18 protein-coding genes are annotated in these 20,958 nt (G+C 65.1%); 10 read left to right on the top strand and 8 right to left on the bottom strand.

Going from position 1 to position 20,958, the window contains the following annotated elements; translation table 11 throughout:
• Positions 1 to 8 precede the first annotated feature (8 nt).
• The 4 genes from N4T19_RS19670 (at position 9) to N4T19_RS19655 (ending at position 3,338) form a co-directional block, all read left to right on the top strand.
• Entirely contained in the window at positions 9 to 1,298 is a 1,290-nt protein-coding gene (locus tag N4T19_RS19670) for an MFS transporter (protein WP_116926594.1), read from the top strand.
• 2 nt (positions 1,299 to 1,300) lie between these two features.
• Entirely contained in the window at positions 1,301 to 1,876 is a 576-nt protein-coding gene (locus N4T19_RS19665) for a DUF3833 domain-containing protein (protein ID WP_116926595.1), read from the top strand.
• On the top strand, positions 1,876 to 2,667 hold the full coding sequence (locus N4T19_RS19660) for an SDR family NAD(P)-dependent oxidoreductase (RefSeq protein WP_116926596.1): 792 nt from the start codon (positions 1,876 to 1,878) through the stop codon (positions 2,665 to 2,667). The genes N4T19_RS19665 and N4T19_RS19660 overlap by 1 nt, the downstream gene beginning before the upstream one ends.
• A gap of 227 nt (positions 2,668 to 2,894) precedes the next feature.
• A complete protein-coding gene (locus N4T19_RS19655) occupies positions 2,895 to 3,338 on the top strand; it encodes a lipocalin family protein (protein WP_313900096.1) in 444 nt (147 codons plus the stop codon).
• 194 nt (positions 3,339 to 3,532) lie between these two features.
• Here the strand turns inward: N4T19_RS19655 and N4T19_RS19650 are convergent, their stop codons facing one another.
• The gene (locus tag N4T19_RS19650; RefSeq protein WP_116926597.1) at positions 3,533 to 4,126 is read right to left on the bottom strand and encodes a DUF3617 domain-containing protein; all 594 of its coding nucleotides are present in this window, start codon (positions 4,124 to 4,126) and stop codon (positions 3,533 to 3,535) included.
• Between the two features lie 259 nt (positions 4,127 to 4,385).
• Here N4T19_RS19650 and N4T19_RS19645 point away from each other — a divergent pair, with 259 nt between their 5' ends.
• The 5 genes from N4T19_RS19645 to N4T19_RS19625 all read left to right on the top strand — a co-directional run bounded on the left by N4T19_RS19645 (position 4,386) and on the right by N4T19_RS19625 (position 13,871).
• Entirely contained in the window at positions 4,386 to 6,371 is a 1,986-nt protein-coding gene (locus tag N4T19_RS19645; protein ID WP_260718818.1) for a cytochrome c/FTR1 family iron permease, read from the top strand.
• Between the two features lie 131 nt (positions 6,372 to 6,502).
• The gene (gene sbcD / locus N4T19_RS19640; protein WP_260718817.1) at positions 6,503 to 7,741 is read left to right on the top strand and encodes an exonuclease subunit SbcD; all 1,239 of its coding nucleotides are present in this window, start codon (positions 6,503 to 6,505) and stop codon (positions 7,739 to 7,741) included.
• Positions 7,738 to 11,184 (top strand): AAA family ATPase, encoded by a 3,447-nt coding sequence (locus tag N4T19_RS19635; RefSeq protein ID WP_260718816.1) that lies wholly within the window; start codon positions 7,738 to 7,740, stop codon positions 11,182 to 11,184. The genes sbcD and N4T19_RS19635 overlap by 4 nt, the downstream gene beginning before the upstream one ends.
• A gap of 118 nt (positions 11,185 to 11,302) precedes the next feature.
• Positions 11,303 to 13,081, top strand: coding sequence for an NAD(P)/FAD-dependent oxidoreductase (locus tag N4T19_RS19630; RefSeq protein ID WP_260718815.1), 1,779 nt, complete (start codon positions 11,303 to 11,305; stop codon positions 13,079 to 13,081).
• Between the two features lie 235 nt (positions 13,082 to 13,316).
• Complete coding sequence (locus N4T19_RS19625; RefSeq protein ID WP_116926602.1) at positions 13,317 to 13,871, top strand: hypothetical protein; 555 nt, start codon at positions 13,317 to 13,319, stop codon at positions 13,869 to 13,871.
• A gap of 92 nt (positions 13,872 to 13,963) precedes the next feature.
• Here N4T19_RS19625 and N4T19_RS19620 read toward each other — a convergent pair whose 3' ends face one another.
• From N4T19_RS19620 to pyrC, 4 genes are all read right to left on the bottom strand, one after another.
• Positions 13,964 to 14,323 carry a hypothetical protein gene (locus tag N4T19_RS19620; RefSeq protein WP_409935131.1) on the bottom strand — a complete coding sequence of 120 codons (360 nt, stop codon included), beginning with the start codon at positions 14,321 to 14,323 and terminating at the stop codon, positions 13,964 to 13,966.
• A gap of 353 nt (positions 14,324 to 14,676) precedes the next feature.
• Complete coding sequence (htpX, locus tag N4T19_RS19615; protein WP_116926604.1) at positions 14,677 to 15,555, bottom strand: protease HtpX; 879 nt, start codon at positions 15,553 to 15,555, stop codon at positions 14,677 to 14,679.
• Positions 15,556 to 15,655: 100 nt separating this feature from the next.
• A complete protein-coding gene (locus N4T19_RS19610) occupies positions 15,656 to 16,444 on the bottom strand; it encodes a DUF3025 domain-containing protein (protein ID WP_260718814.1) in 789 nt (262 codons plus the stop codon).
• A gap of 20 nt (positions 16,445 to 16,464) precedes the next feature.
• Positions 16,465 to 17,508 carry a dihydroorotase gene (pyrC, locus tag N4T19_RS19605; protein WP_260718813.1) on the bottom strand — a complete coding sequence of 348 codons (1,044 nt, stop codon included), beginning with the start codon at positions 17,506 to 17,508 and terminating at the stop codon, positions 16,465 to 16,467.
• Between the two features lie 153 nt (positions 17,509 to 17,661).
• Between pyrC and N4T19_RS19600 the strand changes: the two genes are divergently transcribed.
• Positions 17,662 to 18,567, top strand: a complete 906-nt coding sequence (locus N4T19_RS19600; RefSeq protein WP_260718812.1) for an amino acid ABC transporter substrate-binding protein — start codon at positions 17,662 to 17,664, stop codon at positions 18,565 to 18,567.
• A gap of 179 nt (positions 18,568 to 18,746) precedes the next feature.
• Here N4T19_RS19600 and N4T19_RS19595 read toward each other — a convergent pair whose 3' ends face one another.
• From N4T19_RS19595 to N4T19_RS19585, 3 genes are read right to left on the bottom strand one after another with little or no spacing between them, the layout of a single operon-like run.
• Positions 18,747 to 19,484 (bottom strand): amino acid ABC transporter ATP-binding protein, encoded by a 738-nt coding sequence (locus N4T19_RS19595; protein ID WP_021026656.1) that lies wholly within the window; start codon positions 19,482 to 19,484, stop codon positions 18,747 to 18,749.
• Between the two features lie 24 nt (positions 19,485 to 19,508).
• Positions 19,509 to 20,180: an amino acid ABC transporter permease gene (locus tag N4T19_RS19590; protein ID WP_182344908.1), complete on the bottom strand. Its 672-nt coding sequence runs from the start codon at positions 20,178 to 20,180 to the stop codon at positions 19,509 to 19,511.
• A 1-nt stretch (position 20,181) separates the two neighbouring features.
• Positions 20,182 to 20,937 carry an amino acid ABC transporter permease gene (locus tag N4T19_RS19585; protein ID WP_021026658.1) on the bottom strand — a complete coding sequence of 252 codons (756 nt, stop codon included), beginning with the start codon at positions 20,935 to 20,937 and terminating at the stop codon, positions 20,182 to 20,184.
• Positions 20,938 to 20,958: the final 21 nt, after the last annotated feature.

Raw genomic sequence — 20,958 nt, 5'->3', positions numbered from 1 at the left:
TGCCTGCCATGCGTGCCCCCCTTGTGCAGCAAACGCTTTCCTGGCGCACCGGGCTCGCCTATGGCGCGCTGGCTGCACCGCTGGCCTTTGTCTCGCTGCCCTTGTACGTCACCCTGCCCCATTACTATGCGGCTGTGGCCGGCGCGCCGCTGGCCGGCCTTGGGGTCGTGTTGCTCGCCACCCGGGCCTTCGATGCGCTGCTGGACCCGGCGCTGGGCCGCCTGGCGGATCGCTTGCTGCAGCGCGGGCGGCGTGCCGCCTGGCTCGCTGCGGCGCTGGGCAGCCTGGCCATGGCCCTGGGGTTTTATGCGCTCTGGCACCCGCCCACCGGCAACCCGCTCCAAATGCTGGGCTGGCTCGCCGGCTGCCTGCTGCTGAGCACCTTGGCCTACAGCGCGGTCGCGATCCTGCACCAGACCTGGGGCACCCGCTGGGGTGGCCAGGCAGCCTGGCGCACGCAGGTAACGGCCTGGCGCGAGGGCGCGACCTTGGTTGGCGTGCTCACGGCCAGCGTCTTGCCCAGCCTGCTGGGCATGGATGCGACCAGTGCGGTGCTGCTGGCCGCGCTGGGTCTGGGTTTGCTGGGCTTATACCGGCTGCGCGATCCGCGCGCGGAAGCTTTGCATGCAGGCACAGGGGCTGCGCAGCGCGATGCACTGCCCCAGGCCTCACCCTGGCGTGATGCCGCCTTTCGCCGGCTGCTGGCGGTCTTCATGCTCAACGGCATTGCGGCGGCGATACCGGCGACGCTCTTGCCCTTCTTTGTCGTCGACCGGCTCCAGGCGCCCGAGCTGCTGCCGCTGTTTTTGCTGTGCTACTTTGCCGCTGCCGCGCTGGGCCTGCCGCTGTGGGTGAGGGCCGTGGCCCGCTGGGGCCTGGCGCCCAGTTGGCGCGCCGGCATGCTCGCCAGCGTTATCGCCTTTTTTTCCGCATCTTTGCTGGGTGCGGGGGATGCCTGGGCCTTCGCGGCCATCTGCATCGCCAGCGGCCTGGCGCTGGGCGCCGACCTGGCGGTGCCCGGCGCGCTGCTGACCGGCGTGATCCACGAATCGGGCCATGGGGGATCCGGCGACGGGCGCTACCTGGGCTGGTGGGCCTGTGCCACCAAGCTCAACCTGGCCCTTGCCGCCGGGCTCTGCCTGCCGCTGCTCGCCGTTGCGGGCTACCACAGCGGCAGCACCGCCCCTGCCGGTCTGCAGGCGCTGGCCTGGGCCTATGGCGGCCTGCCCTGCCTGCTCAAGTTGTTGGCCCTGGCCTCTCTCTGGCGCGCCGAGCGTCTGCAACCCTCCTGGAGGTAGATATGAAACCACTGCACCTTCCCCGTCCTTCCCTGACCCTGCGGCGCGCGGGGATCGGTCTGGCCTTGGTCGGCACGCTGGCCTTGCTCAGCGCTTGCGCCGGCCCCTCGGTCGAAGAATATGCGCAGGAACGCCCGCAGCTGGACCTGCGCCAGTATTTCAACGGCCCGCTCACGGCGCAGGGCATGTTCACCGACCGCCAGGGCAAGGTGGTCAAGCGCTTTACCGTGCACATGACCGGCACGTGGACGGGCAATGACGGCGTGCTGGAAGAGCACTTTGTCTACAGCGACGGCACGACGCAGGAACGCACCTGGCACATCCAGTACCTGGGTGATGGCCGCTACAGCGGCCAGGCAGGGGATGTGGTCGGCCCCGCCACCGGCCAGGCCGCCGGCAACGCCCTGCACTGGAACTATGTGCTGGCCTTGCCGGTGAACGGCCGGGTCTGGAATGTGCGGATGGACGACTGGATGTACCTGATGGACGGGCGCACCATGCTCAACCGCACGGCGATGAGCAAGTTCGGCATCCACCTGGGCGATCTGACCATCTCCTTCACCAAAGGGTCGGAGTGATGCCGCTGCTGCAAGCCAAGCTCAATCAGCCGATGCGCGACTGGCAGGGCCGATCCGTCTGGATCATTGGCGCCTCCACCGGCATTGGCCGGGCCACGGCTGAAGCGCTGCGGGCCAAGGGCGCGCGCGTCATCGTATCGGCCCGGGACAGCGCTGCACTGCAGGACTTTGCCAACAGCCCCCCTGGCTGCCTGGCACTACCGCTGGATGTGAGCGAGCCCGGCACAGTGGCGGCTGCCGCACAAGCGGTGCATACCGCCCTGGGTGCTGCGCCCGACCTGGTGCTGTATTGTGCCGGCTACTACCGGCCGCTGCGCGCCACCGCCTTCGACCTGCCAGAGATGCAAAAACATCTGGCGGTCAACTATGTCGGCGTGCTCCTTGTGCTCGATGCCGTGCTCCCGATGCTGCTGCAGGCAGGCCGGGGCCATATCGCGCTGGTCGGCAGTGTTGCGGGCTACCGGGGGCTGCCCATGTCGCTCGCCTACGGCCCCACCAAGGCCGCGCTCAACAACCTGGCTGAAAACCTCTACCTGGATCTGCACCCCCAAGGGCTGGGCGTATCCATCATCAACCCAGGCTTTGTCGAGACACCCCTGACCGCCCAGAACCATTTCAAGATGCCCGCGCTGATCAGCCCCGCCGAAGCGGCGCAGCACATCTTGCAGGGCTGGGCGCGCGGACAGTTCGAGATGAACTTCCCCCGCCGCTTTACCCGCTGGATGCGCCTGCTGCGCTGCCTGCCCGACCGCTGGTACTTTGCCAGCGTACGGCGTATCACCAAGGCCTGATGCCTGCGCCCGGACGACGGCGGTACGGCATCTGCGCCTATGACGATGGGTCCAAAAACAGTCAATCCTGAACACCAGTCCGTTCATTCACCGACCGCCCAAGACCAAAAAGGAAATCTACGATGCCTTTCTCTGCAAACGCTCTCATCCGCGCCACCGCTATGGCGGTAGCAATCACCGGTGCCGCAGTCGCCTTGCCCGGCTGCGCCGTGTCTGTCCCGCAAGGGGTGCAACCGGTCAGCGGCTTTGACGCCAGCAAGTACATGGGCACCTGGTATGAGCTGGCGCGCATCGACCACCGTTTTGAAAAAGGCCTGACCCAGGTGACGGCCAGCTACAGCTTGAATGCCGATGGCAGCGTGACCGTAGTGAACCGCGGCTATGACCCCGCCAAGCAACAGTGGCGTGAAGCGCAAGGCAAGGCACGCTTCCTGCGCCAAGCCAATGAGGCTGCGTTGAAGGTCTCGTTCTTTGGCCCGTTTTACGGTGGCTACAACGTGGTCAGCCTCGATGAGCAGTACCAGACCGCCCTGGTGATTGGCAGCAGCACGGACTACATGTGGATCCTGTCCCGCAGCAAGACCATTCCGGAGCCCCAGCGGCAAGCCCTGCTGGAGAAAGCACAGTCTTTGGGTGTCGATTTGGCTCAGGTGATTCGGGTGGAGCAATAGCCTTGTGTGGACGGATGGGGATGAATTGCAACGGGAGAAAACAGCAAGGCCCAGCAAGCCCTCACCCGAAGTTTGAAGCCCGACGCTTGGGGGCCCATCCAAGGCGCCCATAAAAAAACGCAGCCACCCAGGCTGCGTTCTCACATTCAAAAGCCCCAGGCCACCACCCAAGCAGCGGCGCGCGAGCTTCTCTATCAGCAGTCGCCCACGCGCTTGCTGCTCACCGTGGTGGTCATGCCCTGGCCGGCCATGTCCATGGTGCTGGTGACGGTGTTCTCGGTGGGCGAGACATAGACCGCTTCGAGGACCATGCTCATCTTGCCTTCACCGCAGCTGAAGCGCATCGATTCCTTGTTGCCATCGGTCTTGACGTCAGCCGGGCTGCAGCCTGGCATGTTCTTGAGCTGCGAATCGGCCAGCGATTGCAAGGTCTTGCCGGCCATCTCGGGCGTGATGCACATCTCTTGCACCAGCTTGCCGCCTTCGATCTTGGCGTTATCCAGGTTGGCGGCCTTCTTCTGCTCGGGCGTCATGGTCTTGAAGGCCTGCTCCATACCGGCCAGTGCCTGCTGGCCCATGGGGCCGCTCATCTCGGTGACCGCCTGCCACTTGCCGGGCTGCACTTTTTGTGCGGCAGCGGCGGGTGCTGGCGCCGGTGCTGCTGCGGGCGCAGGGGCCGGCGCGGCGGCGGCCGGTGGGCTGCTGGGCGTCTCTTCCTTCTTGCTGCAACCCATCAGACCGGCACATGCGACCACGGCGGCTACGGCGAATCCTGTTAGTTTTTCCATTTTTTCTCCTCGTTGCGGCACGGCACAGGGCTTGCGGCGTGCAACGCCTTGCCCTCCCTATGAGCACAAGCGCGTGGCCGCAGTGTAGCGATCTGGCATGCAGAAATGGTTACCAATTGCGTTTCCAACGCCGCCCCATTTCGGTCGCAAAATGGGCTCAATGACGTGATTTAGCACTTCTTTCACACTGGTCGACTGGGCCAGTACAGAATGTAAACAAGCTTAAAATGGCGCGAATAATTCTTATTCATAACATTCCATGCGCTCCACACTCAGCTGGACACTGGCCCTTGTGGCCGGTTTGGCCGGTTTGCTCAGCGGCCCTGCCCTGGCCCAAACGCCCGCTACGGCGCCCTCCACCACCGCTTCCAACTCTGCTTCCGCCACGCAAGCCACGGACGCGCGCCAGCTCTGGCAGCTGCTGGACTATGTCGCCGTGGACTACGGCGGCGCCGTCGAGAACGGCCAGGTCGCGAGCGAAGGCGAATATGCCGAGATGCTGGACTTCAGCGCCAATGCGCTGCAGCAGGCCCAGGCCCTGCCCGCCCATGCCGACAAGGCCAAGGTGGTGAGCTTGGTAACCCAGTTGCGCGCAGCGGTGCAGGCCAAGGCCACGGCCGATGCAGTCGCCCAGCTGGCCCACCAGGCGGCCCAGTTGCTGGTGGCGGCCTACCCGATGCCGGTCGCGCCTGCCAAGGCCCCCGATATAACCAAAGGCTCTCAACTCTTTCAACAAATCTGTGCCAGTTGCCATGGCGCTACCGGCGGCGGCGATGGCCCGGCCGCGCAAGGCCTGGATCCCCAGCCGATTGCCTTCAGCGATGCGCAGCGTGCGAATGCGCGCAGCCTGATGGCCCTCTACCAGGTGACCTCGCAAGGCGTGGAGGGCACCTCGATGGTGTCCTTTGGCGCGCTGCCCGAAGACGACCGCTGGGCGCTGGCCTATTTTGTTGGCGGCCTGTCGTACAACGATGAGCTGCGCGCCACCGGCAAGGCGCTGTGGCAGAGCGATGCCGGCTTGCGTGCACGCTTTGGTGACCTGGCCGCGCTCAGCACCACCACCGCGCAAAGCCTGACCCCCGCCATGCCGATCGAGCAGGCCCGCGCGGTGCTCGCTTACCTGCGCGCCAACCCCGAGGTCATCAGCGAAGGCAAGGCCAGCGGCGTGGCCCTGTCGCGCCAGCGCCTGGCGCAAAGCCTGGCTGCGCTCCAGGCGGGCGACCGCAACCAGGCGATGAAGCTGGCCCTGTCGGCCTACCTCGATGGCTTTGAGCCGCTGGAGCCCACCATCGCTGCGCGCAACAAGGCCTTGATGACGCAGGTCGAATCGGCCATGGTGCAGTACCGCGCCACAGTAGCCAGCGGCACGCTGCAAGAGGCCGAGGCCGCCGCCCAGCAGCTGCAGGCGATGTTTGGCCAGGTCGAGGCCGAGCTGAACGCGGGCGCCTCCGACGCCACCGCCACCTTTGTCGGCGCGCTCACCATCTTGCTGCGCGAAGGGCTGGAGGCCTTGCTGATCGTCATCGGCATGGTCGCGCTGCTGCGCAAGGCCGGCCGCCAGGATGCACTGCGCTATGTGCATGCAGGCTGGAGCTCGGCCCTGGTCGCCGGCGGCATGACCTGGGCGATTGCGACCTATCTGGTCGAGATCAGCGGCGCCAGCCGCGAGGTGACCGAGGGCCTGGGCTCGGTGGTCGCCGCGCTGGTGCTGCTGAGCGTGGGCCTGTGGATGCACAGCAAGAGCAGCGCCGGCCGCTGGCAAAGCTATTTGAGCGAAAAGCTCTCGGCCAGCATGGGCCAGGGCTCGATGTGGGGCCTGTTCGCACTGGCCTTTGTCTCTGTCTACCGCGAGGTGTTCGAGACCGTGCTGTTCTTCTCGGCGCTGGCCTCGGACGGCCACCATGGCGCGCTGCTCGGCGGCGGCCTGGCGGCCGTAGCCATCCTGGGGGTCATTGCCTGGGTGCTGCTGCGCACCAGCGCCCGCATGCCCGTGGGCCGCTTCTTCTCGGCCACCTCGATCCTGGTGGCCGTGCTGGCGGTCGTGCTGGTGGGCAAGGGCGTGTCCTCGCTGCAAGAGGCCGGCTGGGTCAGCGCCACGCCGCTAGCGGCGCCGCGCATCGAGCTGCTGGGCATGTTCCCCACGATGGAGACCTTGCTGGCCCAGGCCCTGGTGCTGGCGCTGGTGGTGTTTGGCTTTGCTTACAACCGCGCGGCAGCGCGCAGGGCAGTGAGCGCCCCGCAGTAAGCACCGCCTTGTCGGCTGCCAGACCTCGCCCGGGTGCTGACCCTGGCGAGGTCTTTTTCTTTGACCGGCGCTGCGCCCAGCGACTACCATCGACAGGGTTCCCGCGATCTCTCCATCCCCCTCCCCCGACCATGCGCATCATTCACACCTCGGACTGGCACCTGGGCCAGCATTTCATGGGCCAAAGCCGCCAGGCAGAGCACAGCGCGCTGATCGACTGGCTGCTGGAACAGGTGGCGGCGCAAGCCGCCGATGCGGTGCTGATCGCTGGCGATATTTTTGACACCGGCGCGCCCCCCAGCTACGCGCGCGAGCTCTACAACCGCCTCATCGCCCGCCTGCACCAGGCCGGTGTGGCGCTGTTGGTGCTGGGCGGCAACCATGATTCGGTTGCGGTGCTGGAAGAAAGCCAGGGCCTGCTGCAGCACCTGGGCACCCAGGTGATTGCCGCGACCGGCACGCCCGCGCAGCATGTGCGCATCTTGCCGCTGCGCGATGGCACGCCCGGCTGCATCGTCTGCGCGCTGCCCTTTATCCGCCCCCGCGATGTGCTGCAAAGCCAGGCCGAGCAAAGCGCGCAAGACAAGCAGCTGGCGCTGCAGCAGGCCATCCAGGCGACCTACCAGCAGGTGTATGCAGCAGCACTGCAGCAGCAGGCTGCCCTGCAGGCCAGCCTGGGGCGGCAGTTGCCCATCATCGCCACCGGCCACCTCACCACCGTCGGCGCCAGCAGCAGCGAATCGGTGCGCGAGATCTATGTCGGCGCGCTGGAGGCTTTCCCCACCCAGGCCTTTCCCCCTGTGGACTACATCGCGCTGGGCCATATCCACCAGCCGCAAAAGGTGGGCGGGCTGGCGCACATCCGCTACAGCGGCTCGCCGATCGCGCTGGGCTTTGACGAGACGCGCCAGCCCAAGCAGATGCTGTTGGTCGAGTTGGGAGAGCCCGGCTTGCAGGCCGTCACCGCCCTGCCGGTGCCGGTCTTCCAGCCCATGGCGGCGCTGCGCAGCAGCCTGGCCGCGTTGCCGGCCGCACTGCAGCAGGCCAGTGCGCTGGCCCAGGACGACAAAAAGGTCTGGCTGGACATCATGATCGAAGAAGACGACTACCTGGCCGACCTGCCGCTGCGCGTGCAGGCACTTGCCGAAGGTTTGCCATTGCAGCTGCTGCGGGTCAAACGGCTGCGCGGTCGGGCGGCCGCGCAGTGGAGCGGGCCTGCCATCGAAGCACTGGATGCGCTGACACCGGCCCAGGTGTTTGAGCGCCGCCTGGCGCTGGAGACGATGGACGCCGAGCTGCAGCAGGCACTGACCGCGCGCTACCAGGCCGTGCTGCAGTCGCTCTCCAACCCCAGCGGGGAGGCGCCATGAAGATACGCAGCCTGCGGCTTAAAAACCTGAACTCGCTCAAAGGCGAATGGCGCATTGACTTCACAGCTGCGCCCTTTGCCGATAACAGCCTGTTTGCGATCACCGGCCCCACGGGCGCGGGCAAATCAACCTTGCTCGATGCGATTTGCCTGGCGCTCTACCACCAGACACCCCGGCTGGCGACCCTCAGCGCCAGCAGCAATGACCTGATGACGCGCCACACGGCAGATTGCATGGCCGAGGTGGTGTTCGAGGTCAAGGGCATCCTCTACCGCGCCTTCTGGAGCCAGCGCCGCGCCCGCGACAGGGCCAGCGGCGCGCTGCAGGCGCCCCGGGTGGAGCTGGCGCGCGTGGCCGATGGCGTAATCCTGAGCACGCATAGCAACGACAAGCTGCGCCAGATGGCCGAGATCACCGGGCTGGATTTTCCGCGCTTTACCAAATCGATGCTGCTGGCCCAGGGCGGGTTTGCCGCGTTTTTGGAGGCCAAGGCGAATGAACGCGCCGAGCTGCTCGAAGAGCTGACCGGCACCGACATCTACAGCCAGATATCGCAAGCCGTGTTTGAGCGCGCCCGCGATGCCCGCCAGGCGCTGGAGCGCGACCAGGCGCAGGCCGGCGGCATGCAGCTGCTGCCCGAGGCCGAGCGCGCGCAGCTGCAGGCCGAGGCCCAGCAACTGCAAGACACCTTGGCCACTTTGCAGACGCGCCATGCCGCGCTGCAAGGCCTGCAGCACTGGCAGCAGCACACCGCGCAAGCGGCGCAGGCGCAGCACCAGGCCCAGGAACGCCTGCAGCAGGCCCAGCAAGCGCTGCAGGCTGCCGCCCCCGATCTGCAACGCCTGCAGGCCCATGGCCCGGCACAGGCGATTGCCCCGCTGCATACTGGCTGGCAGCAGGCGCAAGCGGCCGCTGCAGCAAGCCAGGCACAGCAGACCCAATTGCAGGGCCGCCTGGCCGATGCCCAGCGCCAGCAGTGGCAGCTGCAGCAGCATGCCAGCGCGCTGGCGCAGCAGGCCCAGCAGCAAGCCGAGCAGGCTGTGCACCAGTTGCACACCCAGCAGAGCGATCTGCAGCACTGGCTGCAGCAGCACCCAGCCCATGCCAGGTTGGGCGACCAGCTGAGCGGCTGGCGCGAGCAGCTGGCACAGCGCCAGCAGCAGCAGCGGCAGTGGGCGCAAGAACAAGCCGCGTTGCAGCAAGCCCAGCAGCAGGGCCAGTCGCTGCAGCAGCAGATAGCGCGACAGGCCACCGAGTTGCAGCAGGCCCAGGCCGCGCAGCAGCAGGCCGATGCTGCGGCGCGCGAGCTGCAGCACGCGCAGCACACCCGCCTGGCCCCGCATGGCGGCAGCCTGGGCCAGTTGCGCGCCCACTGGCAGACGGCCCAGCAGCACGAGCAAGCCTGGCAGCAATTGCTGCAGCATGCCGAGCAACGCCAGCCGCTGGCGCGCGATGCGCAGCAACTGGGCGATGCCTTGCAGGCCTGCTCGGCACCGCTGGCCCAGCAGCAGGCCACGCTGGCCGCGCTGCGCAGCCAGTACAAGGCGCAGAAAGAGCGCGTGGCCGACAAACAGCGCCTGCTGGCGCAGGAAGAGCGCATCCAAAGCCTGGAAGCCCACCGCCATGCGCTGCAGCCCGGCGAGGCCTGCCCCCTTTGTGGTTCGCAGGAGCACCCTGCGATTGCCGCCTATGCCGCGCTGGATGTGTCGGCCACCGCCGCCGCGCTGCAAGCGGCCCAGGCCGAGCTCGACGCGCTGCAGCAGCAGGGCGAGCAGTTGGGCGCTGCGCATGCGGCGGCCCTGAGCCAGCAGACCAGCCTGCAAGCCCAATTGACAGCGGCCGAGCAGCGGCTGGACGCCTGGCAACAGCGATGGCAGACACTCTGCACAGCCATGGCCCAGCCCATCGCCGCATCGGCCTGGCAGCAGCCGCACACACTGGCCGAGGCGCAGCAAGCCAGCGCCGCGCAAGCGGCGCAGTTGCAACAGGCCCTGGCGGCAGCCGAGGCCGCTGAGCAAGCGCTGCAAGCCGCCAAGGATGCCGCGCATGCAGCAGACCAGACCCTGCAGGACGCCCAGCATGCGCAAGCGCGCCTGCAGCAGGCCCAGCAAGACAACAGCAGCCTGCAGCAACGCCTGTCGCAGACCGTGCAAGCGCTGCAGGCCCAGGCAGACGCGGCCGAGGCCGCCTTGCAATCCAGCCTGGCCCCGCTGGGCCTGGTGATTCCGCCCGCCGATGGCCACGATGCCTGGCTGCAGACCCGCCAGCAGGAATGGCAGCAGTGGCAGCAGCACAGCGCGCAGCTGCAAACCACCGCCCAGCAACTGGCACTGCAGCAGCAGCAGGCCCAGCAGTGCGCGCAAGAGGCCCAGCAATGGCAGCAGCGCCTGGCGCAACTGCCGGCACCGTCACCAGCACAAACCGGTGCTGCGACCATCGCACTGCCCGCCACCCTGGCGGATTGCGCGGCATTGCTGGAACAGACCCGCCAAGAACTCGCCAGCCTGCAAGGCCAAGCCCAGCAAGCGGGCCAGCAACTGGCCGAGCGGCAGTGGGCCCTGGAGCAGGCCCAGGCCGCCTGGAACCAGGGCTTGGAGGCCAGCCCCTTTGCCGATGCACAGGCTTTTGCGCATGCGCTGTTGCCAGCGGACGCGCTGGAGCGGCTCAGCCAGCAGCGCGATGGCCTGCAGTTGGCATTGCAGCGCGCCAGCACGGTGGCCGAGGAAACGGCGCAGCAGCACCAACACCTGCAGGCCCAGGCCTTGACGGAGGAGGCACCCGAGGCGCTCGCGGCGCAATTGCGGGCGCTGGAGGACGAGCGCAACCAGACGGCAGAGCGCATGGGCGCCCAGCGCGCGCGCCTGGCCGATGACGACCAGCGCCGCGCGGGGCAGCAGGATTTGCTCGCGCAGATTGCGGCGCAGGAGCGCGACAGCGCGCTGTGGCAGCGGCTCGATGGCCTGATCGGATCGGCCAAGGGCGACAAGTTCCGCAAGTTTGCCCAGGGCCTGACCCTGGACCATTTGCTGGCCTTGGCCAACGGCCATCTGGCCAGGCTGCATGGCCGCTACCTGCTGCAGCGCAAGACCACTGGCGAGCTCGAGCTCGATATCGTCGACAGCTGGCAAGGCGATGTCGCGCGCGACACCCGCACCTTGTCGGGGGGCGAGGCCTTTTTGGTCAGTCTGGCGCTGGCGCTCGCGCTGTCGGACCTGGTCAGCAGCAAGACCTCGATCGATTCGCTGTTCCTGGACGAAGGCTTTGGCACCTTGGACGGCGACACCCTGGAGATCGCGTTGACAGCGCTCGATACGCTGAATGCCAGCGGCAAGATGATCGGCATCATCAGCCATGTAGAGGCGCTCAAGGAGCGCATCCCGGCGCAGATCCGGGTGGAGAAGGGGGCGGGAATCGGATATTCGCGTTTAGAGCTGCAAGGCTGAAGCGCAGAACCCTTGCTATGCTATTTACCTTAGGGCGCCATGGGGATGCGCCCTGCCCGGCCGCGCTGCAGCGGCCATATCGGCTACCATCCATGCCCTTGCTTGATAGGTACAAGCCATGATCCGGATCGCAGAACTCAAACTCCCCCTCTCGGCGGTGCCTTACCACCCCGACAACCACACCGAATACGCGCCCCAAGAGGCGCTCACCCAGCTCGCAGCGCAGCGCCTGGGCCTGCAGCCCGCAGCCATTGCCCAGCTGCAGGTGCACAAGCGCAGCTTCGATGCGCGCAAGTCCGAACTGCTGGCCGTCTACATCGTCGATGTGGCCTTGGCAGATCCCGCGCAGGAAGCGGCCTTGCTCGCGCACTTCGCGGCAGACTCGCATGTGAACCCAACGCCCGACATGTCCTGGCACCCGGTGGGCCAGGCGCCTGCCGATATGCAGGATCGCCCGGTGGTGGTGGGCTTTGGGCCCTGCGGCATTTTTGCAGCGCTGGTGCTGGCGCAGATGGGCTTCAAGCCCATCGTGCTGGAGCGCGGCAAGACCGTGCGCCAGCGCACCAAGGACACCTGGGGCCTGTGGCGCAAGCGCCGCTTGACGCCCGAATCGAATGTGCAGTTTGGTGAAGGGGGCGCCGGCACCTTCTCGGACGGCAAGCTCTACAGCCAGATCAAGGACCCGCGCCACCTGGGCCGCAAGGTAATGCAGGAGTTCGTCACCTACGGCGCGCCGCCGGAGATCCTGTTCACCGCCCACCCGCACATCGGCACCTTCAAGCTGGTCAAGGTGGTCGAGGGCATCCGCGAGGAGATCGTGCGCCTGGGCGGTGAGATCCGCTTTGAGCAAAAGGTCACTGATGTGCTGGTCGAAGGCGATGACCGCCAGCTGGTAGGCCTGCAGGTGCTGGATCAGGTTAGTGGCGATAGCTACACCCTGCCCACGCGCCACGCGGTAATGGCACTGGGCCACAGCTCGCGCGACACCTTTGCGATGTTCTACGAGCGCGGTGTGGCGATGGAGGCCAAGCCCTTCTCGGTGGGCTTTCGCATCGAGCACCCGCAAAGCGTCATCGACCGCGCGCGTTGGGGCAAGGATGCTGGCCACCCGCTCTTGGGCGCGGCCGACTACAAGCTGGTGCACCACGCCAAGAATGGCCGCGCCGTCTACAGCTTTTGCATGTGCCCGGGTGGCACCGTGGTGGCCGCCACCAGCGAGCCCGAGCGCGTCGTGACCAATGGCATGAGCCAGTACTCGCGCGCCGAGCGCAATGCCAATGCTGGCATGGTCTGCGCGATCAGCCCCGAAGACTACCCGCAGGACGCCGAGAGCTTTGCCTGGGCCTTTGGCGGCAAGACCTATGGCGTGGAGACGCAGGCGCCGGGCGCCTTCCATCCGCTCTCGGGCATCGTGCTGCAGCGCCAGCTGGAGTCCAAAGCCTATCTGCTGGGCGGCCAGAACTACAGCGCGCCCGGCCAGCTGGTGGGCGATTTTGTCGCAGGCACGCCGTCCACTACCTTTGGCACCGTAGAGCCCTCGTACAAACCCGGCATCACGCTGGGCGACCTGCACCAGGCCCTGCCGGCCTACGCAATTGAGGCGATGCGCGAGGCCCTGCCCGCCTTTGGCAAGAAGATCCGCGGCTATGACATGCGCGATGCCATCCTGACGGGGGTCGAGACCCGCACCTCCTCGCCCGTGAAGATCGGCCGGGGTGCCGATTTTCAGAGCGACAACACACGCGGCCTGTACCCGGCCGGGGAAGGCGCCAGCTACGCGGGCGGCATTCTGTCAGCCGGCGTCGATGGCATCAAGGTGGGTGAGGCGGTGGCCTGCGCCATTTTGGGGCTGGCCGTGCCGTCGTCGGGCTCGCGCGGCTCGGGCGGCGCACTGTAGTGTTCAAGGCGTTGGTAGCGATTCGAGCATGGCTACGGCGCCGTGTCGGCGTGGCGGTCTTCGACCTCGGCGGCCAGCGCAGGTTCCGCCAAAATCCGGCAAAAACACTTAAGAACAACTTAACAAACCGCATCTTGGTTCGTTGAGGCCTATACGCTACAAACGCAGCTATCCTTTCTCAGCGCATCCTAGAATTCTGGATTGTTCTGCCGATATTGCTGAAGGAGGGAGCCCCATGTCCGTACCGATCCACCCCGCGCTGAGCGCCTGCCTGGGCGCGGCCTTGTGCTTGAGCTGCGCGATGGCCGGGGCCTCCAGCCATGACAGCCAGACCCCCAGCAACCCATCTGCACTGTCGGGCTGGAGCGTTGGCTATTCACCCTATACCTACCACTACTCCAACGCCAAGAAGCAACGTGATTTCGAGCCCGATGACGAGCGGCACAAATATGTGTGGCTGATCAATGCCGAGAAAAAGCTCGACGACCACCAGCTGGCCGGCTTCGCCTATTTCAGCAATTCCTTTGGCCAGCCCAGCCAGTACGCCTATTACGGCTGGCAGTTCCAGCCGCTGTCCAGCTCGCCGCAGCTGTTTGTCAAGCTGACCGGCGGAGTGATCCACGGCTACCGCTTCCCCTACCACCGCAAGATCCCGCTCAACAACAAGAACGGCTGGGGCGTCACCGCCATCCCTGCGGTGGGCTGGAACTACAACGAACACTGGGGCGGCCAGCTCAATGTGCTGGGCAAGTCCGCACTGATGTTTCAGCTGAACTACACGATGCGCTGACCGGCGCAGCGGCCCAGGCCCCAAGCGGGACTCAGGCAGGCAAGGGATAGAGGGGGCAGGAGACCGGGGGCCAGCCACGCGGCACCAGCGCCTCAGCGGCGTTCCCAGTGCCCGCCCCGCGCTTGCCAGCCGTGGGGGCCGCGCACCCATTCGCGGGGCACCCAGCGGTCTCCATGGTGAGGCGGCGCAGCCCAGCGGCCTTCACGCCAGACATAGCGGCCACCGCTCCAGTCCCAGAAGCCGCCAATCCAGACCTGGGTCGCGATCGGCGCCACCGCAACCGGGGCGGGCTCATAGCGCAGGGGCGGTGGCGCTTCGCTGGACACGACCACGGCCCCGCTATTGCCATAGGCATAGGGCTCGGCCGGTGCGACAACGCAGCCGGTCACCAAGGTGGCGACCGCCAGGGCGCCAGCACACAAAGCGGCCGAACGCTTAGGGATGCGCTGCAAAACCCTCGCCAAGCGGGATGGACGCGGATCGGGATGAGACGCAAGGCGTCTTTTGCAGTCAATAGCCGTAGCTATTGACAAGGAAGACAACGCAGCGGATCGCCCGAGACCGCGTTCAGACCACGGCAGGGAGTTTTGCAGAGGGTCTCTAGAGCTGGGAGTGTGCGACATGGTGTATCTCCAGTCATTGCAAGAACTCCATTGAAGGCGCGCCAGCTTAACGCCCGGTGAGCGGCGCGTAAATCAGCGGTAAAAGCGGGTTCAACCATGCCAGTGAAACGCCGGCCAGCCGCCCATCGCCCACAAAAAAAGCACTGCCGAGGCAGTGCTTTGGTGAGGCGGCCAACCGGGCCTTATTGCACCGGGTTGTTTTGCAGCGCGGCCACACGCTCTTCGATCGGTGGGTGCGAGCTGAACAGCTTGCCCAGGCCGCCGGTGATGCCCATGGCCTGCATGCTTTGCGGCAAGGTGCCAGGGTGCATGCCACCGAGGCGGTGCAGCGCATTGATCATCGGCTGCTTACGGCCCATCAGGCGGGCGGCACCGGCATCGGCGCGGAACTCGCGCTGGCGCGAGAACCAGGCCACGATGATGGCGGCCAGGAAGCCAAAGACGATATCGAGCACGATGGTGGTGATCATGTAGCCAATGCCAGGGCCCGAGCTTTGCTCGTCATTGCGGCGCAGAAAGGAATCGACCGCATAGCCGATGACGCGCGAGAGGAAGACCACAAAGGTGTTCATCACGCCCTGGATCAGCGCCATGGTGACCATGTCACCATTGGCCACGTGGGCCACCTCGTGGCCGATGACAGCCTCGACCTCTTCACGGGTCATGCCTTGCAGCAGCCCGGTCGAGACGGCCACCAGGGCCGAGTTCTTGAAAGCGCCGGTCGCAAACGCGTTGGCCTCGCCCTCATAGATACCGACCTCGGGCATCTGGATGCCGGCCTGGTCGGAGAAGCGACGCACGGTCTCGACAATCCAGGCCTCGTCAGCGCTTTGGGGCTGGTTGATGATCTTGACGCCCATGCTCATCTTGGCGATGGGCTTGCTCATGAGCAAGGAGATGATGGCGCCGCCAAAACCCATGATGAAGGCAAAGCCGAGCAGCGCCCCGAGGTTCAGGCCATTGGCAGTCAGGTAGCGGTTGACACCGAGCAGGCTGGCAACAATGCCCAGCACCACAACCACGGCGATGTTGGTCGCCAGAAAAAGGAACATTCGTTTCATGGGGTCGATTCTCCAAGGAGGGGAACACAGTGCTCGATAGCTGGGGGCAATGTCTTGCGAATTCAAGACCTTACCTCCACTTTATAGCGACGGCGGGTGCTTATGATATTTGTGGCCGTCGGGCCGAGCGAAATACGTCTGGGTCATCGTAGAAGGAAACATGCTGGTTTTCCTGGCACCATCCCGGAACGCCCAGCACCGGCAAGGGCGCGAAGGGCTTGCCCGCCAGGTGCGCAGCGTCCAGAGAATCGGCGATGACCGCGTCGATATTGTCCACCATCGGCCAAGACTGCGGGGGGCAAAAAACATGCGCGGTGATTGGTTTTCTGGGGCTGATGAGCTTTTCCAGCAGCGCATGGCCGATGACGAGGAGCTGCGCCTGCTGCCACAGTGGCCGCAGCTCGACAAAGAGCCGCTGCCATTGGCGCTGCTGCAGCGCCTGCCACAGCGCTGCGGGCGCCAGCAGCACGGCGCCGTTTTCATCGAACAAGGTCAAGGCATCACGCAAGGGTCCCCGGCTGGCCCCGACGCCGCCCGCTTGCGCAATGGCCTGGGCCTGCAAGGCATTGAGCCGTGCCTTGGTGCGCGCAAAGCGCTGCCAGACCAGGCCGTTGAGCCCGTCATGCATGTGTTCGCGGGTGGGCACGCAGCCGCTGCGGGCGATAAAGCTTTCATAGGCCTCGCTCGCAGGCAGCGCCGACTGCGGCACAAAGCGCCGGCCGCAATCGCCCAGGCGGTTGAGCAGATCGGGCATGGCCAGGCCCTGACCATCCAGCGCGCGGATCTGCAGGCCCAGCGCCCGGTAGGGCTGCAGCCAGGGCGCCTGCCAGTCCAGCGAGGACCAGCCCGGCGCGGGCCGATCCCGTGCAGTGGCCTCGCGGTTATCCACGCATTAAATGATCAAAACGCTCAGTCGGCCAGCTTCCAGGGCAGCGCTTCACCCGAGCGCAGCGGCTTCAAATCCGCCTGGCCAAAGGGGTAGGACTCGGGCGGGGTCCAGGACTCGCGCACCAGCGTGATGCGGTCGGTATTGCGCGGCAGGTTGTAGAAATCCGCGCCATGCAGGCTGGCAAAGCCTTCGAGCTTGTCCAGCGCCCCGACCTTGTCAAAGGCCTCGGCATACATCTCGATAGCGGCATGGGCGCTGTAGCAGCCGGCGCAGCCGGTGGCGTGTTCCTTGAGCTGGGCGGCATGCGGCGCGCTGTCGGTGCCCAGGAAGAACTTGGGGTTGCCGCTGGTGGCCGCCTGCACCAGCGCCAGGCGGTGCTCCTCGCGCTTGAGCACGGGCAGGCAGTAGTAGTGCGGTCGAATGCCACCCGTAAAGATCGCGTTGCGGTTGAACAGCAGATGCTGGGGCGTGATGGTGGCGCCGACAAAGCGGTCGCTCTCGGTCACATACTGGGCTGCCTCCCGCGTGGTGATGTGCTCGAACACGATTTTCAGTTCGGGGAAATCGCGGCGCAGCGGCACCATGTGCTGGTCGATAAAGGCCGCCTCGCGGTCGAACAGGTCCACATCGCTGCCGGTCACCTCACCGTGCACCAAGAGCAGCATGCCTTCGCGCTGCATCGCCTCCAGGGTCGGGTAGATCTTGCGGATATCGGTCACGCCATGGTCGCTGTTGGTGGTGGCACCAGCGGGATAGAGCTTGCAGGCCACGACACCGGCCGCCTTGGCGCGCACGATCTCCTCGGGGGCGAGTTTGTCCGTCAGGTACAGGGTCATCAGCGGCTCGAACTTCAGGCCCTGGGGGATGGCCGCCACAATGCGCGCCTTGTAGGCCTGGGCCAGCTCGGCGGTCGTGACCGGGGGCTTGAGGTTGGGCATGACGATGGCACGGGCAAATTGCCGCGCGGCATGGGCCACGGTGGTGGCTAAGGCGGCGTCATCGCGCAGATGGATGTGCCAGTCGTCGGGTCGGATGATGCTGATGGAAGAGGGTGCGGTGCTCATCCCGCCATTGTCGCACCGGTCATGCCGGCGTCATCACAGTCCCCGAGCATTGGATAAAGGTAACTCAATGTTAAGGGTAGGTGCCCATAGAGTACACAGTCTCTATGCGTATCATAGACAGCTGTAGGAATTCTTAATCAAGGACTGTGCAACATGTGGCTAAACCATATTTTTCGCGGCGCTGTGCTGCTGTGCCTTGCCAGCAGCAGCCTGGCTCAGACCCCTTTGCCCGACAGCTGGGACAAGATCCGGGAGGCACAGCGCATCACCGTGGGCTACCGCCCCGACGGCCTGCCTTTTGCCTACGAGATGGGCGAGACCAAGAAACCAGTGGGCTACGCCATCGACATCTGCCAGGCGCTGATTGCCAAGCTCCAGCAGAGCATGGGCCTGGCCAAGCTCGATATCCATTACCGCGCCATCAATGGCCAGACCCGCTTTACCGACCTGTCCAGCGGCGCCATTGATGTCGATTGCAGCAACACCACCAACACCAAGGACCGGCGCGAGAGCAAGCATGTGTCCTTCAGCCTGCCCTATTACATCGCTGGCGTGCGCATGCTGGTCAAGTCTGACAGCGGCATCAACGAAGTCGATGACCTCTCGGGCAAGCGCGTGATCACCACCAAGGGCACCACGTCGCTGCAGGTGCTCGAGCGCCGCGTGGCCATCAATGGCCTCAAGATCCAGCACAGCGAGTGCCTCACCCATGACGCCTGCTTCAAGGCCGTGCAAGCGGGCACGGCCGATGTCTGGCTGATGGACGACATCCTGCTGGCGGCCCACCGCGCGCAGTCAGACAAGCCCGAGCAGGTCAAGCTGATTGGCAAGCTGATGTCGATCGAGCCGCTGTCGCTGATGATGCGCGACACCGACGTGCGCATGAAGAAGGTGTTCGACGCCGAGATGCGCGTGCTGTCGCAGAACTACGAAATCACGCGCCTGTACAAGAAGTGGTTCGAGTCGCCGCTGCCGGGCAAGAGCTTTGCACTGAACGTGCCGATGTCCTACCTGCTCACCGACATGCTGCGCTTCCCCAGCGACAAGTTCGACAACTGACCGTTCGGGGGCCGCGTTCTGCGGCCCCTGCCCTCCCACCAGCTGCTGAGCCACGGCGCTCACCGCCAAGCCTCCCAGCATGCGTCTGTCCACGGGAGGCCAGCCCCCTCCCCCCATTAACTTTGCCGATAAAAAATGGCCGCATAAGCGGCCATGGTTGGGTGCGAGCTGCGCTGCAATCAGTGCTGCAGGATCTTGCCCAGGAAGTCCTTGGTGCGGGGCTGGCGCGCATCGGGGTTGCCGAAGAAGTCTTCCTTGGAGCAGTCCTCCAGGATCTTTCCGCCCACGTCCATGAAGATCACGCGGCTGGCCACCTTCTTGGCAAAGCCCATTTCGTGCGTCACGCACATCATGGTCATGCCTTCGTGGGCCAGGCCGATCATCACGTCCAGCACTTCGCCAACCATTTCAGGGTCCAGTGCCGAGGTGGGCTCGTCAAACAGCATCACCGAAGGGTCCATCGACAGCGCACGGGCAATGGCCACGCGCTGCTGCTGGCCGCCCGAGAGCTGGCCGGGGAACTTGTCCTTGTGCGCCATCAGGCCCACGCGGTCGAGCATCTTCAGGCCCCGGGCCTTGGCATCGTCGGCGCTGCGGCCCAGCACCTTGATCTGCGCGATCGTCAGGTTCTCGGTCACCGACAGGTGGGGGAACAGCTCGAAATGCTGGAACACCATGCCCACGGTGCTGCGCAGCTTGGGCAGGTCGGTCTTGGGATCGTGGATGGCCGTGCCGTTGACCCAGATCTCGCCCTTCTGGATGGGTTCGAGCGCATTGATCGTCTTGATCAAGGTCGACTTGCCCGAGCCCGAAGGACCGCAGACCACCACCACTTCGCCTTTGGAGATGCTGGTGGAGCAGTCGTTGAGCACCTGGAAGCTGCCATACCACTTGGAGACATTCTTCATTTCAATCATTTGGATATCCTTTGTATTGCCGCATCAGCGAATGATGGCGATCTTCTTGTGCAAACGCTTGACGAACCACGACAGCGTAAAGCAGATGATGAAGTACAGCACAGCAGCGGCCAGATAGGCCTCGACCGGACGGCCGAAATTCTTGCCTGCCACCTCAAAGCCCTTGAGCATGTCGTAGGCGCCAATGGCATAGACCAGCGACGTATCCTGGAACAAGATGATGGTCTGCGTCAGCAGCACCGGCAGCATGTTGCGGAAAGCCTGGGGCAGCACCACCAGACGCATGTTCTGGCCATAGGTCATGCCCACGGCCTGACCGGCATACACCTGGCCACGCGGAATGGACTGGATACCGGCGCGCATGATCTCGGAGAAGTACGCGGCCTCGAACGCCACGAAGGTGATAACCGCTGACATCTCCGCCCCGATGGGCTTGCCGATCAGCAAAGGCACCAGCAGGAAGAACCACAGAATCACCATCACCAGCGGCACCGAACGCATGCCGTTGACATAGATGGTGGCCGGCACCACGAGGATCTTCTTGCCCGACAGGCGCATCAGCGCCAGCAAGGTGCCAAAGAAGATACCACCCAGGGTAGCCACGATGGTCAGCATCACGCTGAACATCAGACCCTTGATGATGAAGTTCTGGATCAGGTCCCAGTTGTAGAACGAAAAATCAAGATTCAAATTCATCTCAGTGACCTCCGGAGCCGCCAGCGGCAATGAAGCCCGGGATACGGCTCTTCTTTTCAATGAAGGCCATGATGCGGTTGATCACGAATGCCGAGATCATGTACAGCGCGGTCACCGCCAGGTAGACCTCGATGCCGCGAGAGGTTTCCTCTTGCGCCTGCATCGCGAACAAGGTCAGCTCGGCCACCGACACGGCAAAGGCCACGGACGAGTTCTTGAAGATGTTCATCGACTCGCTGGTGAGCGGCGGAATGATGATGCGGTAGGCCATGGGCAGCAGCACATAGCGGTAGTACTGGAAGGTCGTGAAACCCAGCGCCATACCCGCATAACGCTGGCCACGGGGCAGCGCCAGGATACCGGCACGCAGCTGCTCGGCAATACGCGCCGAGGTGAAAAAGCCCAGCGCCAGCACCACCAGCAGGAACCCAGGCACTTGCTTGAGTGCGGGGAAGATGGCGGGCACGACGTGGTACCACAGGAAAATTTGCACCAGCAGGGGGATGTTTCGGAACAACTCCACCCAGGCATTGCCCAGACGCACCGTCCAGGGCCGGTCAGGCAGGGTACGCAAGGTACCGATGATGGAGCCCACCACCAGCGCGATCACCAGCGCACACAAGGAAACGGAGATAGTCCATCCCCACGCAGACAACAACCAGTCCAGATACGTGACATCGCCGTTTTTACCGAAACAGCCCTGCACGACCTGGCGCTCAATCGTGTCTTCACAAAATACTTGCCAATCCCAATTCATAGGACTACCTCTTTTTTTGTC

Source organism: Comamonas squillarum (genome assembly GCF_025309455.1).
Classification (GTDB): domain Bacteria; phylum Pseudomonadota; class Gammaproteobacteria; order Burkholderiales; family Burkholderiaceae_C; genus Comamonas; species Comamonas squillarum.
Note: the sequence above shows the minus strand (reverse complement) of the source record. Positions and strands in the feature narration are given on the sequence as shown.